Origin of the sequence: Bifidobacterium choerinum, from assembly GCF_000741135.1 — a bacterium.
Taxonomy (GTDB): domain Bacteria; phylum Actinomycetota; class Actinomycetes; order Actinomycetales; family Bifidobacteriaceae; genus Bifidobacterium; species Bifidobacterium choerinum.
In genome coordinates this window covers 165,009-187,215 of record NZ_JGYU01000007.1, presented here as the reverse complement: position 1 = coordinate 187,215, position 22,207 = coordinate 165,009, and the positions used below count along the sequence as shown (strand labels likewise).

General features: G+C 69.0%; 8 protein-coding genes. 5 read left to right on the top strand and 3 right to left on the bottom strand.

The features are described 5' to 3' along the window. The 3 genes from BCHO_RS06305 to BCHO_RS09270 all read right to left on the bottom strand — a co-directional run. Window positions 1-3,939, bottom strand: a 3,939-nt coding sequence (locus BCHO_RS06305; RefSeq protein ID WP_051911627.1) for an ATP-dependent helicase, incomplete at its 3' end; no start/stop codon positions are given. 2 nt (window positions 3,940-3,941) lie between these two features. Then, window positions 3,942-8,828 (bottom strand): PD-(D/E)XK nuclease family protein, encoded by a 4,887-nt coding sequence (locus BCHO_RS06300; protein WP_024541103.1) that lies wholly within the window; start codon window positions 8,826-8,828, stop codon window positions 3,942-3,944. Further along, window positions 8,812-9,210, bottom strand: a complete 399-nt coding sequence (locus tag BCHO_RS09270) for a hypothetical protein (protein WP_160271588.1) — start codon at window positions 9,208-9,210, stop codon at window positions 8,812-8,814. Before BCHO_RS09270 ends, BCHO_RS06300 begins: the two co-directional genes overlap by 17 nt. Here BCHO_RS09270 and BCHO_RS06295 point away from each other — a divergent pair. The 5 genes from BCHO_RS06295 to BCHO_RS06275 all read left to right on the top strand — a co-directional run bounded on the left by BCHO_RS06295 (window position 9,209) and on the right by BCHO_RS06275 (window position 22,192). Next, window positions 9,209-10,648, top strand: a complete 1,440-nt coding sequence (locus BCHO_RS06295) for a serine/threonine-protein kinase (RefSeq protein WP_024541104.1) — start codon at window positions 9,209-9,211, stop codon at window positions 10,646-10,648. The genes BCHO_RS09270 and BCHO_RS06295 overlap by 2 nt on opposite strands. 77 nt (window positions 10,649-10,725) lie before the next feature. Beyond that, entirely contained in the window at window positions 10,726-16,713 is a 5,988-nt protein-coding gene (locus BCHO_RS06290) for a fibronectin type III domain-containing protein (RefSeq protein ID WP_024541105.1), read from the top strand. Between the two features lie 100 nt (window positions 16,714-16,813). After that, window positions 16,814-18,304, top strand: a complete 1,491-nt coding sequence (locus tag BCHO_RS06285) for an AAA family ATPase (protein ID WP_024541106.1) — start codon at window positions 16,814-16,816, stop codon at window positions 18,302-18,304. 130 nt (window positions 18,305-18,434) lie between these two features. Continuing rightward, window positions 18,435-19,661, top strand: coding sequence for a DUF58 domain-containing protein (locus BCHO_RS06280; RefSeq protein ID WP_024541107.1), 1,227 nt, complete (start codon window positions 18,435-18,437; stop codon window positions 19,659-19,661). A 2-nt stretch (window positions 19,662-19,663) separates the two neighbouring features. Next, entirely contained in the window at window positions 19,664-22,192 is a 2,529-nt protein-coding gene (locus BCHO_RS06275; protein ID WP_162146637.1) for a transglutaminase TgpA family protein, read from the top strand. The last annotated feature ends 15 nt before the right edge of the window (window positions 22,193-22,207 follow it).

Genomic DNA, 22,207 nt, shown 5'->3' with positions numbered 1-22,207 from the left:
GCCGGCGACGAGGTCGAAGTCGCGCTCGTCGCGGCGGCGGCGCGCGTCGTCGCCGAGTTCCGCACCGTCCGCCTCGCCGGCGCGGTTCAGGTCGGCGCCGCGCTGCAGCGCCGTCGCGTTCATGCGCTGCATGCGCAGCGCGCGGCGCGCCTTGTCCTTGAGCAATGCCAGCAGCCGGTCGTCCGGCATGTCCGGCAGCGCGCCGAAGCTCGGGTCGCTGATCAACGCCAATGCGCGCGCGACGAGCGATCCGGCGCGCACGTCGCCGGGTTCGGGTTCGGCGGCGCCAGCGCGCGCCCAGCCGTCCATCGTCGTGCCGATGTCCGCGGCGCCGGTGCGCAGCCGTTCGGCCAGTCCGTCGCTCAGCGCGAACGGCCACGGCCGCGACGTCGTCTCCTCCCGCTCCTCGATCGGCGTGTTCCACGCGTCGCCGACGACGGCGTCGGCGAAATCGCGCGCGTGCTCGCCGGCGAAGTAGCCGGCGGGGCGCGCCTCGCCGATCTCGTCGAGCGTCCACGTCGCCGGCGCGTCGTCGCCGACCTCGTCGGCCGCGAGCGTGAACGCATGGTCGTACATGTCCTGCTCAAGCTCGTGCAGGCGTTCCTTGAGCGCGCCGAGCTCCTCCTTGGGACGGCCCTCCTCCTGCGCCCGCTCGAGCGCGCGCTTCGCCCGCGCCACCTGCTCCTCGGCGGCGCGCGCCGTGTTGTAGCGGGCGATGAGCGCAGGGCGGTGCATCGCGTGCGTCCACTGCGCGTCGAGCGCGGCGGCCTCGGCCCCCGTCTCGCCTTCGCGCGCCGCGCGGACGGCGGCGACGACGTGGTCGGCGGGGACGACGTGCTCGTGGACATCGCGTCTGGAGGCGTCGAAGAGCAGCGACTCGTGGACCTCCCTCCAGAACATCGACGACTTGTAGGGCACGACGACGTCGCGCGCCGACGGGTCGTCCCATGCGGCGTAGCCGGCGGCGCAGGCGACAGCATGCGCGGCGGCGGCCGTGCGCGGCGAGACGACGTCGTCCGGCGTGCGCGCCGTCGACGCGTCCTCGCTGTAGGTGAGCAGCGCCTCGTCGCGGGCGCGCGTCAGAGCCACGTACATCAGGCGGCGTTCGTCGGCGTACAGCCGTCGGCCGAACTCCTCGGTCTGCGGCATCGTCCATAGTTCGGCCTCGCCCCACAGCGCGTCGGCGTTGCGCGGGAAGCCGTCGTCGTTGACGATCGTGTATTCGCGCAGGCTGCCGAACACGTCGTCGTCGAGCAGCCCGACCTCGTCATCGGCGCCGAGCGCGGCGATCGGGTCGTAGTCGTTCGATTCGGCGGCCTTGCGCGCGTTACCGGGGAAGGCCGGCAGGATCGCGGCGTCGGAGCGCACCGGCACCGGCACGGCGGCCGGGTCGGTGATCCACGTGTGCGCCTTCGCCAGGTAGTCGGGAGCCGTCCACTCGCCGGACGGGCCGTCCCCGTCGTCCGGCGACGTGACGCCCGGATGGCTGACGTAGTCGACCTTGAGTCGTTCGCCCTGGTTGGACGGGAACGCGGTGGCCTGCAGACCGACGACGGCGACGGCGTCCCATTCGAGGCCCTTCGATTGGTGCACCGTCATCAGGATGACGTCGACGGGTGTGTCCGGCATCGGCGCGGCGCCTTCGTCGACGTTGCGCTGCGCGTCGATCCACGACAGGTAGCCGCGCAGCGTCGGCGTCTGCATCGTCGCGATCTCCTGCACGTAGGTGCGCACGGTGCGCAGCAGCGCGTCGATCGATGCGCGCGTCGCCGTCGCGTTCGCCGCGTCGCCGCTCTCTCCCGCGCGGCGTCGGCGTTCGGCGGCGGCGACGAGCATGTCGATGTCGAGGTCGAGCGCCTCGACGGCGGCGCGCATGACCTCCTCGATCGGGCCGTAGGCGACCTGGCGCACGCGGCGCAGCACGGCGCCGGCGTGGTGCAGCGCGCGTTTGCCGGCCTTCGAGATATGCGCTTGTTCGATCGTCTCGTCGGCGTCGTCGTCCATCAGCAGGTCGGCGGCGAAGACGGCGTTCGGCACCTCGCGCGCATGCTCGCGCACGACGCGCCGGCGCGTCGCCGCGTCCGCGTTGTCCCTGCCGACGACGCCCGCCTCGACGAGCGCGCGGTAGCGGTAGTCGACGTTGCGTTCGTCGGCCAGACGCGCGAGCGCGCGCAGGTCGGCGGCGCCCAGGCCGAAGCGCGGCGTCGCGAGCAGCCGCATCAGCGACGCCGCGTCGGAGCGGTCGGCGACGACGTGCATCAGCGCGAGCACGTCGAGCACCTCCGGCTGTTCGAGCAGCGACGACGTACCGACGGCGAAGGTCGTCAGCCCCGCCTCCTCGAGCGCGGCCTGGAAATACGGGATCTGCGTCTTGCCGCGGAATAGCACGGCGACGTGCGGCTTCGTGCCCCGCGGCTCCTCGCCGCGCGCGACGCGTTCGGCGTCCTCGTGTTCGTGTTTGGCGATCGCGTGCTTCGCGAAACGCACGACGCCGTCGATCTCCTGGCCGCGCGTCGCGTAGCCGAGAACGCCGACCGTGCCCTCGTGCACCTCGGCGCTGCCGTCCCTCACGTTCGACAGCGTATGCACGTCCACCTCGTGCACCTGCACGCTGCTGCCGTCGCGCCTGCGTTCGCGCAGCGCGGCCGTCAGATGGTTCGCGGCGGCGAGCACGACGACGGAGTTGCGCCGCGTCTCGGACAATGCGCGCGGCTCGTAGTCGTCGGGCAGGCCGAAGGAGCGCTGGAACAGGCGGAAGGCACCCGGGCTCGCGCCGCGCCACGCGTAGATCGACTGGAACGGGTCGCCGACGGCGTTGACGGCCGATCTGCCGTCGGGGGCGCAGAACAGCTTCGCGAGCAGCATCGCCTGCGTCGTGGACGTGTCCTGGTATTCGTCGAGCAGCACATGCGTGTAGCGGGCGCGGTAGCGTTCGCCGATCGACGGGAAGCGCGTGACAAGCTGGTAGGCGGCCACCGTGAAATCACTGAACTCGGCCATGTGGTTGCGCCGCTTCGCGTCCGCGACGAGCTGCACGAGCGTGAGCAGCAGCTCGCGTTTGACGGTCGCGTCACGCATCTGCCTGATATGGAACTGCTGGATGTGGTCGCGCCAGTAGTCGATCCTCTCGTTCGTGCGCGCCGCCTGCGCGTACGGTTCGCCGTTCGCCTTGACGCGGCGGTCGTACTGGTATTTGCTCAGCCGCTTCGCCTTCGCGCTCACGTCGGGCACCGTCGGCTCCTCGTCGGGCACGGCGTCGAAGTCGATTCCCATCCTGTCGATGAGCTCGAGGAACCTGCGGTCCCATGCGCGGATGCGCGCAATCGCGTCGTCGACGCTGTCGCAGTCGCCGCCGATCATCGAGCTCGCGATGTTCGACGAGAGCGCGAAGACGTCGTCGACGATCGCCGTGAAGCGCGTGAACTCGACGCCGCTGTCCCTGACGACGTCCATGTGCTCGCCGACCGTCGTCGCGATGAGCTGGCGCGCGCCGGCCTCGCTCAGCGGCTGCGTCTGCTGGTCGAAGCCGACAAGCAGCCCGTACTGGCGCACGATCGACTGGAAGAACGCGTCGTAGGTGTACACGTCCGGTTTCATGAACATCGACTTCTTCGACCGTTCCGGCTGTTCAGGCCTATTCGCCTGCTTCGTCTGTTCGGCCACGGCCGCCGAGACGCGCGTGAGCAGTTCGGAGGCGGCCTTCCTCGTGAAGGTCAGGCCGAGGATGTGCTCGGGCGGCACGCCGTCGTCGATGAATCTGATGATGCGTTCGGTCATCGTGAAGGTCTTGCCGCTGCCGGCGCCGGCGACGACGAGCAAGTCGTCGTCCTTCGGCGCGTCGATAATCTTCTGCTGCTGGGGGCTCGGCGTCTTCTTCGGCTTCGTCCTCCTCGGCGGCTGCTGTTGCGGTTCGTACGTTGACGTGTGCTGCGTGTCCATCGTCACATTCCCTTCGTCTCGTACACGGTCTGCATCTTCTCGGCGCACGCCGGGCAGATCGGCTTGTCGTGGCAGTACCTGAGGTGCTCCGGCGTCGGATGCGCGTCGATCGTCGACGCCAACGACGCGGCGGCCGCATAGAACACGCGCGCGATCATCGTCAGCGACCAGACGAGCAGCTTCGATTCGCCGCGCGCGCTCTTTGCGAGCATCGCCCAGACCTCCCCGTCGACGCCGTCGGGCGCCTTGAGGTCGCCGAAGTCCTTGATCAGCGGGAACAGGCCGCCGAGCCTTGCGATCGTATAGGTGCTGTTCGGGTCGGCGCGCCGGTGCACCGAGGCTCCGTTGAGCGCGTCGCCGTCGAACAGCGGCTCCTGGTAGTGCATCTCCGCCTTCGACTTCTTCGACGACGGATAGGTCACCTCGGCGACGTCGAACAATGCGGCGCGCGAAATCGGCAGCCGTTCCTGCCGCGTGCCGGCATCGCCGTCCTCGACGTGCGGGAAGCGCATCGCCAGCTGGTAGCACACGAGCTGCAGGTCGCTGAAGTTCTCGGCGCGCCCGTGCGCGTGGCCGGTCTTGTAGTCGATGAGCCTCCAGCGCAATGCGCCGCCCTCGTCGCGGCGCGTCTCGCGGCGGTCGATGCGGCCGGTCAGGCGGATGTGCATCCGGTGGTCCCACTCGCATGGCCAGCCGCCGATGAGCGCGCCCATGATCGCGGCGACCTGGTCGGCGTCGAGCTGCAGCTTCGTCGCGTCGTTGAACGCGGCCGTGATGTCGGCGAGCGTGAAGGACGCGTCGAAGGAGATCTCCGCCTCGGCCCCGACGAGCCTGCCGACGGTCGGCAGGCTCCGGTGCGTGTAATGGCGCGGGCGGTGCTCGGTCTTCGTCTTCTTGTTGTCTTTGCGGTCGGCGGTGCTCACCGGTACCTCCTCGGTTGAGTCCGGCCCCTGCTCGTAGATCGGCAGGTTCGAGCGCACGAGGTAGTCGGCGGCGTTGAGCAAGGTCTGCCGCGTGCGCTCGTCGCGCAGCGACGCGTCGTAGCGTTCGTCGGCGTCGCGCAGCGTCTGCGGGTCGATGCGCAGCGTCTCGTAGTAGGCGATCATCTGCCCGGCGAGGCGTTCGGCACGACGGCGCGCGACCTCGTCCCACGTCGCGTAGTCGGGCGAGTCGGTGTCGCGGAAACGCGCCTCGAGCTGCGCGTCGCCCAGATCGAGGTGATCCTGATAGTCGGGCATGTCCCAGCCCATCCGCGTCGCATGCTCGAGCACGGCGTGCACGATCGAGCCGTAGTCGAGCGTGAACGGCTGCACGGTCGGCCCGAAGAACTCGCGTTCCATGCGCGCGCACACCGGGCATCCCCACAGCGCGTCGACGACGGACGGCGACAATGTGACGATCGGCGCGCCGTCGGCGGCCGTCCGCGCATGCGACGGCTGCGCGAGCTGGGGCGACTGCGACGGCTGTGCGGATCGTGCGGGCTGCGGCGACGGCTGCACGGCGCCGCCGGCGGTCGCGGCGCGGTCGTCCGTCCGCTCCCTCGCCCCCTGCCCGCCCGGGATGAACGGCACGTTCGAGATGCTCGGGATTATCGCGCGCAGCAGGCTGCTGCCGGAGCCGTCGCCGCGCGCGGACTCATCGCCCTGCGCGGCCGCGGCATCGCCAGCGCCGTCCTTCGCCTTCGGCGCCGGCCGGTACTCGCCCCACAGGTCGAGGAACGGCCAGTTGCCGGGGCCTGCGTCGGCATAGCCGTTGACGGCGAGCAGCGCGAGCGCCGTGACGGCGTCGTCCACGTCGTCCTTGGGCACGACGCCGTCGGCCGACGCCGCGAGCCGTGCGCGCGCGAGCGCGATGAGGCCGCGCGCGTCGGCGTCGAGCGCCATCCCGTCGCCGTCGCCGACCGGCGTGTAGACGCGCGTCTCCGGCTTCGAGTCGCGTTCGCGGTCGAAATGCTCGGGCAGATAGCCGTAGAGGAATTCGGAAGGTACGGCGTCGTCGTTGAGCATCGCGCTGACATGCACCTGCTCGTCGGCGCGCGTCAACGCGACGAGGAAGCTCTTCTGCTCGGTGCCGAGCACCTCCTGCAGCGCGATGTCGTGCCGTCCGCTGCGCGCCTCGCGCATCATGTCGAGTTCGCCGTACAGGCGGATGTCGACGAGGTCCTCGCCGCCGAACATCGTGTTGCGCGCCGCGAGGTTCGGCCATACGCCCTCCTGCACGCCTGGCAGCCACACATGCCGCCAGTGCCGTCCGACGGCGCCGGCCGGCGTCGTCAATGTGACGGCCTCGTCGAGCGGCGCCGTCTTCGCGAGCGAATCGGCTTCGATCTGGAGCTGGCGCACCTGGTTGATGAAGGTCGCGATCGGCATCGCGCCGCCGTTGCGCTCCACGTAGTCGAACAGGCGCATCGCGACGTCGAGGCGGTCGTTCGCGGCGCGGCCGACCGGCGTGTTGAACAATGCGAGGCGCTGCCAGTGGGCGGCGACGCCGCAGACGGTCCATGCGGCCTCGAGCGCGAAGCGCGGCTGCGCGGCGTCCTGCTTCGTCAATGTACGCAGCCGTTCTGCGATCAGACCGACGTAGCGCCACAGCCTTGCGAAGCGGCGTGCGGGCGCGTTGCGGCCGACGTGGCGGCGTTCGCCGGAGCCGGCGCCGCAGATCGACGCGACCGTCTCGACGACCTTCGGCGCGCCGTCGTCGGCGAGCAGCAGATACAGCGCGTCGACGCCGAAGCCGACGTCGTCGCCGTCCTCGTCGTCGAGCACATGCACGTTACCGACGGCGTGCGCGGCGACGGCCTCGTCGTGCAGCGCCGTCCACATCCCGCGCAGCTCGCCGAGCGACGACGCGGCGGCGTCGGAGTCATCGGAGGCGTCCTCGGTAATGCCGGCGACGGCGTCGGCGGCGTCTTCGTCGCCGTCCTCGGCCGCGGCGCGCGCGTCGTCGGCGATCGCGTCGAAGCTCCGCGCCTCGTCGTGCGCCTCCACGTCCCCGGTCCGCGCGGCGGCGTCGACGGCGGCGGCCGCGTCGACGAGCGCGTCGAGTGCGGCGCGCGCCGAATCGGCGGCCTCGTCGTCGTGCACCTTGCGGATCAGCTCGGCGCGGTCCTGCACGTCGGCGATCGACTGCAGCGCGCGCATCGCCGCGTCGATCGCATGCATGTCCATCGGATGCGTCGCGTCGTCGTCACCGGCGGCGCCGGCGCCATCATGCCGTTTTGGGGCGACGTCGAGCAGCGGGCTCGCGACGATCGCGCGCACGCGCGAACGTACGAAGGAGGCGAGCGCCTTGAGCGGCAACGTGCGCCGCGCGACGCCGTCGTTGCGCAGCTGCGCGAGTTCGATCAGCGAGAACAGGCCTTCGACGAAGGGTTCCTCGGCGAGCGGACGCGTCACCGACGAGAAGCGCACCGGCACGCCGTCGCGGCGAAGGCGCTCGCCGTAGGCGCGGATCGCGCCGTTGTCGTGCATGATGACGGCCATGTCGTTCCACGATGCGCCGTGGAGCAGGTGCTCGGTCTTGATGTGCCACACGACGTCGTCGCTTTCCTCGTCCGGCGTGCGGTAGAGCGCCGTGCGCACCGAATCGTCGGACGCGACCTTCGCCGGATCCAGCGGCGCGATCGGATACGCGCCGTCCAGCTTCGGCATCTTGCCGGGACGCTGCGTCATCGGCGCGAGGCCGTCCTCGGTCGTCTCGATCGACAGGCTCACGCGCGCCTGCAGCACATGCAGCTGGTCGTCGGCGACGGCGGCGCCGAGCGTGACATGCGTCGGATGCAGACGTTCGTCGATCTGCCGCAGCAGGTATTCGGGGTACGAGCCGCGGAACGACTGCACCGACTCGTCCGGGTTGCCGACGAGCAGCAGCCGCACGCCGCGCCGGTGCAGCGCCTCGAGGAAGCCGAATCCGGCGAGAGTCAGGTCCTGCACGTCGTCGACGACGACGATGCGCGGCAGGTCGGCCGCGTCGAGCGTGCGCACGGCGTCGGTGCCGGCGACCTGCAGATAGCTGGCGTCAAGCCGGTATTCGTCCGGATAGGCGGCACGCATCGCCGCGATGTATCCGGCGCGCAGCGCGTAGGCGAGCCGCCATTGGATACGCAGACGCTCGCCGCGCATGCCGCAGCCTTCGACGGCGGCGAGCAGCGCGTCCTCGCTGCCGGCGCCGGCGCCGACCTCATCCATGCGCGCGAGCATGTCGCGCAGCTGGGCGACGAAGGCGGCGCTGACGCCCTCCTCGAGCAGCGATTCGGTCGTCGCGGCGGCCGACGGGTCGTCGTCGCCGATGGCCGTGCCGCCGGCGGCGACGAAGGACGCCCATCGTTCGTTCTGGAAGTAGTCGCGCAGCAGCCGGCATGTGGCGCACATGTCGCCGGCGCGCACATGGTCGAGGTGCATGGCGAGCACGCGGCGCAGCAGCGCGTCCTGCTCGGCGCCGTTGAGCAGCCTCGGCGCCGGCTCGCCGTCGCGCGCGCGGCGCGCGGCGACGAGGCGGAACGCGAGCGCGTTGAGCGTCGTCGCCGGGCGCGTGCTCGTGCTCACGCCGACGTGGCGGATCAGTTCGGGCGCGTAGTCGTCGGCGAGGCGGCGGTTCGAGACGGCGAGCACGGCGTCCTGCGCGCCGAAGGCCGTCATCGCCTCCTTCGCCGCGTCGATTGCGAAGGTCGTCTTGCCGGAGCGCGGCGGCCCGACGACGAGGACGGTCGGCGCCGTGTCCTGCACGGCCGCGCCCGCCGCATCGGCTGCGTCGAGCAGTGTGCGCACCGGTTCGCTCTCCAGTGCCTGACGCACCGTTTCACGTACCGTTTCACGCTCGGCCGCTCCGACGTCCCGCCGGTATTCCTCCTGCGCCGATTCGCGACCGTCATCGTCATGCCGTTCCTGCATCGCCTTCTCCTCCGATTCCCGTGATGCCGATGATGGTTCCCGTGATTCCGTCACTGCGTGTCCCCTTCGATCCTGCCGACCGTTCCTTCATCCGGCCGCCGCCGTCGGCGGCCGATCCGACCTCCAAGCATACCGTCCGTCCGCCGCGGACGCCACCGGCGCGCGGCGCGCTGGCGCGGGCACGGCGCAGCGACGTCCATAATCGATGGTCCGTGGTATCCGCATCGTGAGTAGACGAGCCGCGATTGACCACCGTTTCGGCCATGATGGTGCAGTAGAGGAAACGACGCATACGCGCGCGCGTCGCGATGGCGGCCCCGGGGGCGGAACCGCATCGACGGCGGCGCGGCGGGCTGCGACAAAAGGACGGAATCAGCTTCATGCCACAGAGGACCGCATCCACGGCCGCACATCAACCGGCGGGCACGCCCGTGCCGCCACGTCTGAGGGGATACCGCTACGTGGGCGTCATCGGCAAGGGCTCCACGGCCTACGTCTTCCGCTACCGGCAGGAGGCGACCGAGCGCGACGTGGCGATCAAGGTCGGCACGACGCATCTCGATTCGAAGGCCGGCGCGCGCTTCAAGACCGAGGCGGTCTTCATGGCGAAGCTGCAGCATCCGAACATCCTCACCGTCCACGGCGCCGGCGTCACCGACGACGGCCGCCCGTACACGATCTTCGAATACGCGCCCAACGGCTCGGTCAAGGACATCATCGCCAAGCAGGGCGTCTACTCGGTCGAGAAGACGCTCGACTACGGCGTGCAGCTCGCGAGCGCGCTCTATCTGGCGCACCGCAGCAACACCGTGCACCGCGACCTCAAGACGAGCAACATCCTGATCACGGCGCAGGGCCTGCCGGCGATCGCCGACTTCGGCATCGCGACGAACATCTACGACCACCGCAGCACCGGCTACTCGCCGCCGTGGGCGCCGCCGGAGGTCATCGCCTCGCACGGCGGCGGCGACGACCGCAGCGACATCTATTCGCTCGCGGCGACGCTGTACGCGATGCTCGCCGGCAAGTCGCCGTTCGAGTACGCGTACGACCCGCATACGATCGACGAGCTCGTCGACTGTATCCTGCACAAGCCGGTGCCGCCGATCAACCGCGCCGACGTGCCGCAGTCGCTGCAGCGGGTGCTCCTCAAGGCGCTCGACCCGGACCCGGCGCACCGCTATTTCACGGCACTCGAGTTCGCGCGCGCGCTGCAGGAGGTGCAGATCCAGCTGTACGGGCATGCGACGCCGGTCAACGTGCAGGGCATCGAGCCGTATCCGACGCGCGCCGCGATGGCGACGGCGGGCGCGCAGGGCGCGCTGCCTGCCACGCCGGAGGCGAAGCCGAGGAACCGCAAGCCGCTGATCATCACGGCGATCGTCGTCGCCGTGCTCGTCGTGTTCGGCGTCGTCTTCGCGCAGTTCATCCTGCCGAACATCGACCATTCGGGCGACGCGAGGACGGCCACCGTCGTCAACCCGGGCATGAACGGCTCGCCCGGCAACGACGACGGCGACGATGATGACGACGCGATGACGTCGGTGCCGGCGCCGATCGAACTGTCCGGCAAATACGTGAACAACAACACCGAGGTCAAGTTCACCTGGAGCAATCCCGACCCGCAGGACGGCGACCGCTACGCGTGGTCGCTCGTCAGCAACAGCGGCGACGGCGACCAGGCGAACGCGAAGCTCGTCGACGAGCCGACGGCGACGGTGCCGGCGACGGACGGCGGGCCGACCTGCATCAAGGTGAGCATCCTGCGTCAGGACCGGCAGCTGTCGTCGGACGCGGTGACCGCCTGCGCGGCCAAGTGAGCGCGGCGGGCATGGCGGCATAGGCGCGGCGGCGAAGGCACGGCCCAGGCGCAGAAGGGCAGAGAAGAGGGAACACGATGAAGCTCAACGGGAAGCGGACGAACGACGGATACGAGCGCGACATGCGGCGCAAGGAACGGCTGCAGGCGATCATGCGCACCGGCAGGAGGCCGTGGCTCGTGCCGCTCGTGTGCCTGCTCGCCGTGCTCGCCGTCATCATCGGCGCGTTCATCGTCAGCTCGGTCACCGAACGCCATCTCAAGCTCGACGACGGCACCGTGTGGGTGACGGCGCTCAACGAGGGCAAGGCGGCGCGCTTCAACGTGGCGCTCAAGGAGCCGGACGTGGCCGTCATGGCCTCCGGCGCGCGGTTCGACGTCGCGCAGGCGGGCGCCGTCACGATGCTCGACGAGGACGCGTCGACGGCGTCGATCGACCAGGCGACGGTGTCGATGGCCGACTCGACGCCGACGAAGAACGGCATCCACACCTATGTGGGCGGCGACACCGTCGCGATGCTCGACGCGCAGCGCGGCGACGTCTGGGTCGGCGACGCCGCCGACGTCAAATCGATCCGCCCCGTCGACAGCGACCCGACGATGAGGCTCGGCGTCGGCGGCAAGGTCGCCGTCACGCACGACGGCACCGTCTACGGCTACCGTCCGCGCGACGCGAAGGTGCTCGCCGTCGACCCGGCCGAGTCGATGGACCCGCGCGAGGTCACGTCGCTCGCCGACGGCGCGCAGTCCGCCGACTCGTTCACCGTCGTCGGCGACCATCCGGTCATCGCCTCCGGCGACCGTCTCATCTGGGACAAGGGCGGCAGCGCCGAATTCAAGGACGCCGGCCCGCTCGTGCTGCAGGCGCCGAGCGCCGACGCCGAGCAGGACGACTGGGTCGCCGCCGGCGCGCAGAGCGGCCTGGCGCTCGTCGACCTCTCGTCGAAGAGCGGCGATCCGCGCCTGCTGAGCTCGGGCGCCAAGGGCGAGCCGGCGCAGCCGGTCTCGCTCGGCGGCTGCGTGCGCGGCGCATGGGCGCAGAAGGCGCACAACGCGATCAAGGTGTGCTCGGCCGACGCCGACGTGCAGTTCAAGACGCTCGAGGCGATCGACGGCACGTCGCAGCTCGTCTACCGCGTCAACCACCGCCACGCCGTGCTCAACGACGTGTTCAACGGCAACCTGTGGAACCCGGACGTCGACACGAGCGTCATCAAGATCCAGTGGAAGAAGCTCGAGACGAAGCAGGAAAGCCGCGAGCAGAACAACGACGAGTCGACGAACAGCAAACGCAACTTCGAGAAGCAGTGCTCGTCGAAGTCCGGCCAGATCAAGGCGGCGGACGATGAGTTCGGCGCGCGCGTCGGCTCCCACCAGATCCTCGACGTGCTCAGGAACGACGAGCAGACCGACTGCTCGGTGCTGCGCATCACGTCGGTGAGCGCGCCGAAGAACAGCTCGATCACCGTCTCGCCGATCTACGACGGCCGCTATCTGCAGCTCAACGCCGCCGACGCGTCGACCGGCACGGCGACCTTCACCTACGAGATCAGCGACGGCCGCGACCAGACGAGCTCGGCGACGGTCACGCTCAAGTTCGAATCGAACTCCGGCAACCATGCGCCCCGCCAGGTCGAGACGCCCGAGCAGATCGACGTCGAGCAGGGCGCGAGCTACACCGGCAACGCGCTCGGCGGCTTCGCCGACGCGGACGGCGACCCGCTCACGCTCGTCGACGCGCATGTCGAGAACACCGAGGAGGCCACCGTCTCGACGCGCGCCGACGGCCAGCTCACGTTCAACGCCGGCTCGATGAACTCGGGACGCGCGACCGTCAAGCTCACCGTCTCCGACGGCAAGGAGACGGCCACCGGCACGATGTACTTCGCGGTGCGCCCGGCGCATACGCTGCCGGCGAGCATCGACCCGGTCGTCAGGAAGACGACGCCGAACACACCGACGCAGATCGACCTCAAGCCCTACGTGCACGGCACCTCCGCCGACCCGGTCAAGATCAGCGACGTCGAGGCCCCGGACAAGACGACGGCCACGCCGCACCCCTCGGACATGGGCTTCACGTTCACGGCGCAGCAGACCGGCACCTACTACGTCTCCTACACGGCCACGCAGGGCACGATCCCGGCGACCGGCCTCGTGCGCGTCGAAGTCGAGGCGCTGACGAAGGACGAGGCGCGCCCGATCGCCGCGAACGACGTCGCATTGCTCGGCGCCGACAACACGGCGATCGTCGAGCCGCTGACGAACGACGTCGACCCGCTCGGCGGCGTCCTGTCGGTGACCGACGTCAAGGCGCCGGCCGATTCGAGCATCAAGACCGGCATCGTCTCGAACAAGCGCGTCTACCTGACGGCGATGCAGCTACCGACGGCACCCGTCGAGATCGAATACACGGTCGCGAACGCGGCCGGCTCGTCGACCGGCACGATCGTGCTGCAGCCGCCGGCGCTCTCCGGCGCGAGCAGCGCGCCGAAGGCGAGCAACGTCGACGTCTCGGTGCGCACCGGCGGCATCGTCTCCGTCGACGTGCCCGCCCATGTGACCTATGCGGACGGCACGACGATCACGTTGAGCAACAAGCTGCAGTACGACACGGGCACGTTCAGGGGGCTCGTGTTCGTCGCCTCCGACATCGTGCGCTACCAGGCGCCGGGCGAACCCGGCTCCTATCCGGTGACCTACACCGTCACCGACACGCTCGGCAACAGCGCGTCCGCGACGATCACGTTCAACGTCCACCGCGCCGACGCCGACGCGAAGGCCGCGGCCAGCCCGAAGGACGTCGAGGCGCAGGTTGCCGCCGGCCAGAAGATCCGCATCCCGATCACGCTGCGCGGCATCGACAACGACGGCGACGACGTGCAGCTGCTCGGCCTGGGCAACACGGTGCCGCAGCTCGGCCGCATCAGCGAGGTCGGCGCCGACTACCTCGTCTACGAGGCGTACGAGGATTCGGCGGGCACCGACGAGTTCAGCTACGCCGTCGAGGACTGGACCGGACGGCGCGCCCAGGCGAACGTGCGCGTCGGCATCTTCAAGAGCGGCGCGAACTCGAGCGTCTACGCGCGCGACGACACGGTGACGCTGCGTCCGAACACGGCGACGACGGTGCCGGTGCTGCTCAACGACGTCGCGAGCGACGACAGCAAGCTCACCGTCGACGACAAGCTCGAGACGCAGGGCGTCACCGACGCGAAGGTGACGAACGACATGGTCTCGTTCACGACGCCGTCGACGGCCGGCACCGGCTACATCGTCTACACGATCGAGAACAAGGCCGGCATCTCCGACCGCGCGACGCTCACCGTCAACGTCGACCCGAAGGCGCCGATCGAGCCGCCGACCGCATACGACTACCATGTGCCGGCGATCGCGACGATCGACAAGCGCTCGGTCGACGTCGACGTCTCGAAGTTCATCGCGAACCCCTCCGGCTCGAGCGACGTGCTCGCCGTCGACGTCGACAAGTCGGCGCGCGACCACGCGCACATGGCGTCCGGCAAGCCGACGACGATCTCGATCGACCTGACCGACGAGGCGCGCGCCGTGCCGTACACGGTCACGAACACCGAGCACGGCATCACGTCGACGGCCTTCATCATGGTGCCCGCCTACGGCGTCTTCCCGCCGCAGCTGCGCCCGAAGGCGCCGCCGCTCAACGTCAACGCCGGCTCGTCGATCACGATCAACATCGCCGACTACGTGCGCGTCGGCGTCGGCAAGACGGCCGTCGTCGGGAAGGACTCGGTCAGCGCGACGAAGGCCGCGAACGACGACCTCTACGTCAACGACCAGACGCTCAAGTTCACGGCGGCGAAGGACTACGGCGGCCCCGCGTCGATCACGTTCACGGTGACCGACGGCAAGCGCGAGGGCAAGGGCAACGTCAAGATCGTCAATTCGTCGGTCATCACACTGCCGATCACCGTCATCGGCCATGAGATGCCGGCGCCGACATTCTCGTCGACGACCGTCGACGTCGTCGCCGGCGAAAGCCCGACGACGATCGACCTGCGCGAGCTGACGCACACGACCGAATCCGATGAGGACGCGAAGTTCAAGTATTCGGGAGGCACGAACTCCGGCGGCATCACGGCGAGCGTCACCGCCGACGGCAAGCTCACCGTGAGCGCCGAGACGACGGCGAAGCCGGGCGCGACGGCGTCGGTGCCGATCTCGATCGCCTACGGCAGCAACGGCGGCGTCGTGCAGGCGGGCGTCACCGCGCGCGTGACGGCGTCGACGCGGCCGCTCGCGCGCGTCAACGGCACGACGACGCGGATCAAGGCCGGCGAGACGAAGCATGTCGATGTGCTCGCCGACGCCTACAACCCGTTCCCCGATTCGCCGCTCAAGATCGTCTCCGCGTCCTCCGACGACGGCGGCAAGCTGTCCGTGTCGGTCGACGGCTCCCGGATCGCGGTGACGGCGGCGAAGGACATCGGCGCATCGTCGACGCGCGTCCTCGTGACGGTCGGCGACGCGACCGGCAGCGCCGACCGTCAGGTGACGGCCACCTACACGTTCTCGGTCGTCGACAGGCCGGGAGCGCCGATCCTGTTCCCGATCACGGGACCGAAGCAGGACGGCGCCGTGACATTGTCGTGGACGCCGGGCGACGCAAACGGCAGCCCGATCACTGACTACGAAGTCAGCTGGGACGGCGGCAAGAAGTTGTGCGGCGCCGTGACTTCGTGTCAGATCACCGGTCTGAAGAACGGCACCGACTATATGTTCACCGTGCGTGCACAGAACGAGGTCGGTTGGTCCGACAGCTCACATGCCGAAAAGGGCACACCGGACAAGACGCCGGAAGCCCCCGAGGTGCACGCCGACGGTGGTCATGACGAGATCACCGCGACTTGGAGCCTGCCGGCGAAATCCACCGGATCGTCGACGACCGCCTTCTACGTGTCACTCGATGATGGAGCCCCGGAAAAGGTGGGGCCCTCCACGACGAAGAAGACCTTCCGCTTCGAGGACATCCCCAATGACGGCGAAACCCATGTCGTCACCGTGCAGGCCGAGAACAAAGCCGGCATGGGCGAGGTCGGACGAAGCAAGAGCATCCAAGTCTATGGTGATGTGGACAAACCCGTCGTTGATGCGAAGCATGACGGAGACAAGGTCAAAGTCAGCGTGAGCGTCGCCAATTGGCATGGAGCAGGCTGCACATCCATCGACGTGTCGCTCAACGGCCAGACCAAGCCGGTGGCGTGCCCGGGCGGATCCACATCGTTCGACGTACAGGATTCGATGTATTTCAACACGTATTCGGCTACAGCCACGGTGCATCCGAGCAAGGGTTCCGCCGTCAGAGCCGAGTCGAAGCCGGTGGAGATCGGCGTGAATCAGGAGAAGCCCGATGTGAGCGTCCATCTGAATGGCTCTATCTGCGAATATGCGTGGGCGGCCAAGGGCAAGGCGGATGCCATGCAGGTGAGCTACGCCGACAAGACCTCGACTGCCCTGAGCGGCAAGGACTCGATTCCGGCCAAGCCATGGAAGCTCTGCCCGGCCATCACGGCCCACTCGTCCTTCAAGAACCATCCAGGTCCGGAAAGCTCCGCTGCAGGCGATGTTGTCTATGAGGTTCCTGCGAAGGTCGGGGACTGGAATCAGGTGAGCGTCATGTGGAACCCCTCGGAACGCAACGAGATCATCATCGACATGAACGGTCAGGTGGACTCCTATGGCGAGAAGACGGACTACTTCGTCACGCTGAATGGCCAGCCCGCTCCCATCGTTACCAACGGAGGCAGAATCACGGTCAAGGCGGACGATCATACGCCGGACGATTCGAACGTCAGGATCACCATCAAGATCGGCAGCAAGGAAACCTCTCAGGACAAGCATGTGACCGGCACACGCAAGGAGGCGGAGAAGAAGGAGGAGGACAAGCCTTCGGATCAGCCGAATCCATCGGAGAGCCCCGACGCGCATCCAAGCGCGTTCCTGCTGCCCGGCACACACTGGGGCAGGATGCCGACGTTCTGGCTCGGGACAAACCAGCCGCTGCCAGCATCGCGGAGCCTGCTGTTCCGCTGATCCGCCCGCAACGCAACACATCATCAACGAGCAACTACATCACAATCCAATCCACACGACAACTCAATCCACCCATCGAACCAACACAAGGAGTCAGCAGATGACGAAGCACAACGAGACACCGCAGGAGCAGGACATCGACGAGGAGACGGTCCTCGCCGGCGCCCATGAGTCGGCCGTCGAGGACGCGGCCGCCGCGAGCGCCGACGAGACGGTGCTCGCCGGCACGTCGATGCCGAAGCCGTCGGTGCCGCATGTCGTCATGCCGGATCTGCCGACGCGCGAGATGTTCGAGCACACGCATACGACGAACGACGGCGACCTCGACGACGAAGGCACGGTCCTCGCCACGTCGTCGGTCTCGACGACGTCGACTTCGACGTCGACCGCGACGTCCGCTTCGACTTCGTCGTCCGCTCCGGTGAGCGTCACCGAGACGATCGTCGCCGCAAGCGAGACGACGACCACGCCGGCCGTGCACACGCCGTCCACGCCGACGACGTCGTCCACGCCGTCCGTCTCGTCGATGCCGAGCATGTCCTCCGCCTCCCACTCCCCCGCGCTCGGCGGCACGGCGTCGACGGTGCACACGCTGCCGCCGATCGGCGCCGTCGCCGACGCCGGCACGGCGAGCAACGAGGAGATCGCCGACTTCCGTCGCCACTTCTCGGCGATCGTCGACAACGTCTCGCAGGCCGTCGTCGGCAAGGAGACGCCGATCCGCCAGTGCGTCACCGCGCTCGTCGCCGGCGGCCACGTGCTGCTCGAGGACAATCCGGGCACCGGCAAGACGCAGCTGGCGCGCGCGCTCGCGAACTCGGTCAGCGTCTCGTTCAAGCGCATCCAGTTCACGCCGGACCTGCTGCCGTCGGACGTCGTCGGCGTCACGTTCTACGACCAGAAGACCGGCGAGTTCAGCTTCCGCGAAGGCCCGATCTTCGCGTCGATCGTCCTCGCCGACGAGATCAACCGCGCGTCGCCGAAGACGCAGTCGGCGATGCTCGAGGTCATGGAGGAGCAGAAGGTGACCGTCGACGGCCATACGCATCCGGTGCCGCAGCCCTTCATCGTCATCGCGACGCAGAACCCGATCGAGCAGCTCGGCACCTACAAGCTGCCCGAGGCGCAGATGGACCGTTTCCTGATCAAGACGACGATCGGCTACCCGTCCACCGAGTTCAGCCTCGACATCCTGCGTCAGGTGAACATCACCGACCGCGCCGGCGAGCTCGCGGCCGTCGCGAGCGGCGACGACATCCTCGCGATGCGCACGATCGCGAACAAGGTCAGGGTCGCCGACGCGATCCTCGAATACGTCATGCGCATCGTCGAAAGCACGCGCCACGACGAGTCCATCGCCGTCGGCTCGTCGATGCGCGGCGCGCTCGCGCTCACGCGCTGCGCCCGCGTCTGGGCCGCCGCCGACGGCCGCGGCTACGTGATCCCCGACGACGTCAAGGCGCTCGCCGTGCCGGTGCTCGCCCACCGCATCCTGCTGACGTCGGACGCCGTGTTCACGTCGAACACGCCCGAGGACGTGCTCACGCGCATCCTCGGCGAGATCCCCGCACCGCAGCTCGACGTGCACTGATCGCCGCATTGTGCACCGATGTGGATTGCGCGGTGGACGCCCGCCGCACACAATCCACATCGCCGTCGCCGTTCCGTCCACCGTCGTCACATCCACCGTCATTTCGTCGTTCCATCGGAAGGTTCATCCCATGACCGATTCCGCACTGCGCGCCAGGGCGCGCAAACGTGCGTTCATACGCGGCTGGAGCCGTTTCACGCGCCGCGTGCGTCACCTCGTCACCGCCTACGTCTCGCCGCTCGGATGGACGGCGCTCGCGCTCGCCGTCGCCGGCCTCGTGCTCTATCTCACGCTCGGCTACGTGGAGATGCTCGCGCTGTGCCTCGTGCTCGTGACGATGCTGCTCGCCGCGCTCGTGCTGTCGATCGGCAACACGTCCTTCGACGCGACGATCGAGGTCTCCGACCGCCGCGTCAGCGTCGGCGACGAAGTCAAGGTGCAGGTCGACATCGCCAATCCGGGCACGACGCCGACGGCGAGCGCGCGCGCCGACCTTCCGCTCGGCGACGAACACGAGCGTTTCCCGATCCCGCTGCTCGCGCCGCACCAGTCGAAGCACACGACGGTCACGTTCCGCGCGATCTCGCGTTCGGTGCTGCCCGTCGGCCCGCTGACGATCCGCAAGGGCGACCCCTTCGGCCTGATGCGGCACGAGCATGAGCTCGCCGACCATTTCAACGTCTACATCCATCCGGACATCGTCATGCTCGACTCGCTGCACGCCGGCATCCCGCGCGACCTCGAAGGCAACCCGAGCGGCGACATCGTCGACGACGACCTCGACTTCTACGGCCTGCGCGAATACGAGCCCGGCGACGACGTACGCCACGTCCACTGGCTCTCCTCGGCGCGCACGCGCACGTTGATGCTGCGCCAGTACGAGGCGACGCGGCGCACCGACACGTCGGTGACGCTCGACGTCAACCCGGACGACTATCTGAGCAAGGACGAGTTCGAACTCGCCGTCAGCGTGCACGCGTCGATCGGCGTGCAGGCGCTGCTCGAAGACCGTCCGCTCTACACGCATGTGGCGCGCACGAACCTCAACCCGCGCAATCCGATGGAGCTGCTCGACGCATGCAGCGCGATCGAGCCCGACTTCCGCGACCGGCGCAATCTCGCGCAGGAGGCGCTCGCCGCGACGCCGGACGCGTCGTTCTACTGCTTCACGGTCGGCCATGCGAAACCGCTCGCCGACATCCGCCGCATGATGATGGCGCTGCCGCCGAGCGCGACCTGCCTCGTGCTGCAGACGTCGCCGACCGAGCCGCGCACATTGCGCCGCTTCCCCGACTTCACGTTGGCGACCGTCAATACGCTCGACGACCTTCCGCAGATCATGGGGGCACTGAGATGAGCATGGCACCGACTTCGCTTTCCGACGCGTCGCTGACGACCGGCGGCACGCAGACGTCGACCGAGACCGGCTCGTGGGCGATGACGACGCATTCGGTCATCTGGTCGACGAACACCGGCTCGCCGTCGCACCGCGTCCTGCGCGAGCGCACCGAGGCTCGCCCCGCGCTCGTCTCGTGCGCCGTCGTCGCCGTCGTGACGCTGTTGTGCGCCGCGAACCTGATCGACGTCTACGGTTCGGCCGGCGCATGGGCGCTCGCCGCCGTGCCGGCCGCCATGCTCGGCGCGCTGATCGCCTTCGCCGGCGTCCTGCCGCCCCTGAGACTGTGGTGGCAGCTGTTCTTCCTCGTGTTCGCGCAGTGGATCGTCGGCCCGGTCGTCTGCCTCAACGACACGACGATCGGCCATGTCATCCCCTCGTTCGAGACGCTGCGGCTCGGCTGGCGCGAGACCTTCGGCTCCTTCAAGTACCTGATCGCGATCGAGCCGCCGGTCGGCAACGCGCAGGGCGCGCTGCTCGCCGTCTGGACGCTGTGCCTGTGGACGGCGGCGATCGCCGGCTTCTTCGCATTGCTCGACGATGCGCGCTGGTCGGTCGCCGTGATCGCGCTCGAGATCGCCGCGATGGTCGCATGCGCGCTGCTCGGCACCGCCCACGGCGTCATGCGCGGCCCCTGCGGCATCGTGTTCGCGCTGATACTGATCGTCTGGCTGTCGTGGCGGATGCGGATGTTCGAATCGGGGCGCTGGATCAGTTCGCTCGTCATCGTCGTGCTCGCCGCGGCCGTCGCCTTCGGCGGCTGCCTGCTGCTGCCGGCGCAGCGCACGATCCTGCGCGACCACTACGAGCCGCCGCTGAGCCCGAGCGACTACACGAGCCCGCTGAGCACGATGCGCGCCTACATCAAGTCGTACAAGGACACGACGGTGCTCACCGCGCAGAACCTGCCGGAGGGCTCGAGCGTGCGCCTCGCCGTCATGGACCGCTTCGACGGCAACGTCTGGAACCTCTCCGATTCGAGGGAGTCGAGGGATTCGGCGAACTACACGCGCGTCGGCACGGCGATCGGCAACGACATCCAGGGCAAGCCGTTCACGGCGAAGTTCACGGTGCGCGACGGCCTCGGCGACGACTGGCTGCCGCTCGCCGGCGCCGCGACGGCGGTGCGTTTCGGCAACGAGAAGAACGCCGAATCCTTCTACTACAACGTCGGCACCGACTCCGGCCTGCTGCGCGGCGGCGTGAAGAAGGGACTGACGTACACGGAACGCGGCGTCATCCCCGACGAGCCGAGCGACAAGCAGATCGCCGAGGCCGAAGCGGCGCGTATCGACCAGCCGAAGGCCGAGGACGTGCCGAACGAGGTCGGCAAGCTCGCGTCGGCGACGGCCGGCGGCAAGTCGCACGGCGGCGAGGCGGCGCAGCAGCTCGTCGCGATGCTGCGCGAGCAGGGATGGTTCTCGCACGGCCTCGCCTCCGACTACCCGTCGAGCCCCGGCCACGGCAACCACCGCATCACGCAGCTGCTGACGCCCGACGGCGCGATGGTCGGCGACAGCGAGCAGTACGCGTCGGCGATGGCGCTGATGGCGCGCGAGATCGGTCTGCCCAGCCGCGTCGTGCTCGGCTTCTTGCCGAAGGACAAGGACGGCGACATCTCGAACGCGCGCACGAAGGCCGACGGCGACGGCACCGTCATCGACTTCACCGGCAACGACGTGACCGCATGGGTCGAGATCAACCTCGAAGGCTACGGCTGGGTGCCGTTCTACCCGACGCCGAAGGAGACGAAGACGCCGGACGACGACCAGAACCTGACGCCGCCGAACCCGCAGAACCTCGTGCGCCAGCCTCCGCTGCCGCTGACCGACCCGCTGCGCGACGAGACGAACACGACGAGCCAGTCGTCCTTCGGCGGCACCGAGGCGGTCGAGGCTCCGGAGCCGTCGAAGTGGGCGCAGGCGGGACGCGTCATCGGCAAGGTCGCGCTGTACGGGTCGCCGGTGTGGATCGTGCTGCTCGCATGCGGCGCGATCCTGCTCGGCAAGGCGATCCAGCTCGCCGTGCTGCGCAAGCGCGGACGCCCGCAGATGCGCATGGCATCGGGCTGGCAGTCGCTCGCCGTGCTCGCGCGGCAGAGCGGCATCGACGCGCACGGCACACGCCGCGAGCAGTCGCAGCAGATCGCCGAGCAGCTCAGGCTCGATCCGACGGCGATGCAGTCCGCGTGCCGTCAGGCCGACTACGCGACCTTCTCCGGACAGGACGTCAGCGACGAGCAGGCGACGTCGTACTGGAAGAGCATCGACGAGCTGCGCGCGGCGATGCTCGCGACGCTGCCGCGCATGCGCCGCTGGCGCACGAGGCTGTCGCTGCGCGGCGTACGGCAGATGAGACCGGTCGATGTGACGGTCGGGTATCATAAGGCCGAGGCGGCCGGCGAACAGCAGACGGCGCCACGTCGCGCCGGCGAGTCCGGATCGGCGAACAGCAAGCACAGGACGTTCCGTTTCCCCCGTGCGCGTCACTGACGGCGGGCACATCGG

What these genes read in the sequence shown, in the direction of transcription:
- BCHO_RS06300 (WP_024541103.1), bottom strand. Translation starts at nt 8,828, where the DNA reads ATGCAGGAACGGCATGACGATGACGGTCGCGAATCGGCGCAGGAGGAA.
- BCHO_RS06295 (WP_024541104.1), top strand. Translation starts at nt 9,209, where the DNA reads ATGCCACAGAGGACCGCATCCACGGCCGCACATCAACCGGCGGGCACG.
- BCHO_RS09270 (WP_160271588.1), bottom strand. Translation starts at nt 9,210, where the DNA reads ATGAAGCTGATTCCGTCCTTTTGTCGCAGCCCGCCGCGCCGCCGTCGA.
- BCHO_RS06290 (WP_024541105.1), top strand. Translation starts at nt 10,726, where the DNA reads ATGAAGCTCAACGGGAAGCGGACGAACGACGGATACGAGCGCGACATG.
- BCHO_RS06285 (WP_024541106.1), top strand. Translation starts at nt 16,814, where the DNA reads ATGACGAAGCACAACGAGACACCGCAGGAGCAGGACATCGACGAGGAG.
- BCHO_RS06280 (WP_024541107.1), top strand. Translation starts at nt 18,435, where the DNA reads ATGACCGATTCCGCACTGCGCGCCAGGGCGCGCAAACGTGCGTTCATA.
- BCHO_RS06275 (WP_162146637.1), top strand. Translation starts at nt 19,664, where the DNA reads ATGGCACCGACTTCGCTTTCCGACGCGTCGCTGACGACCGGCGGCACG.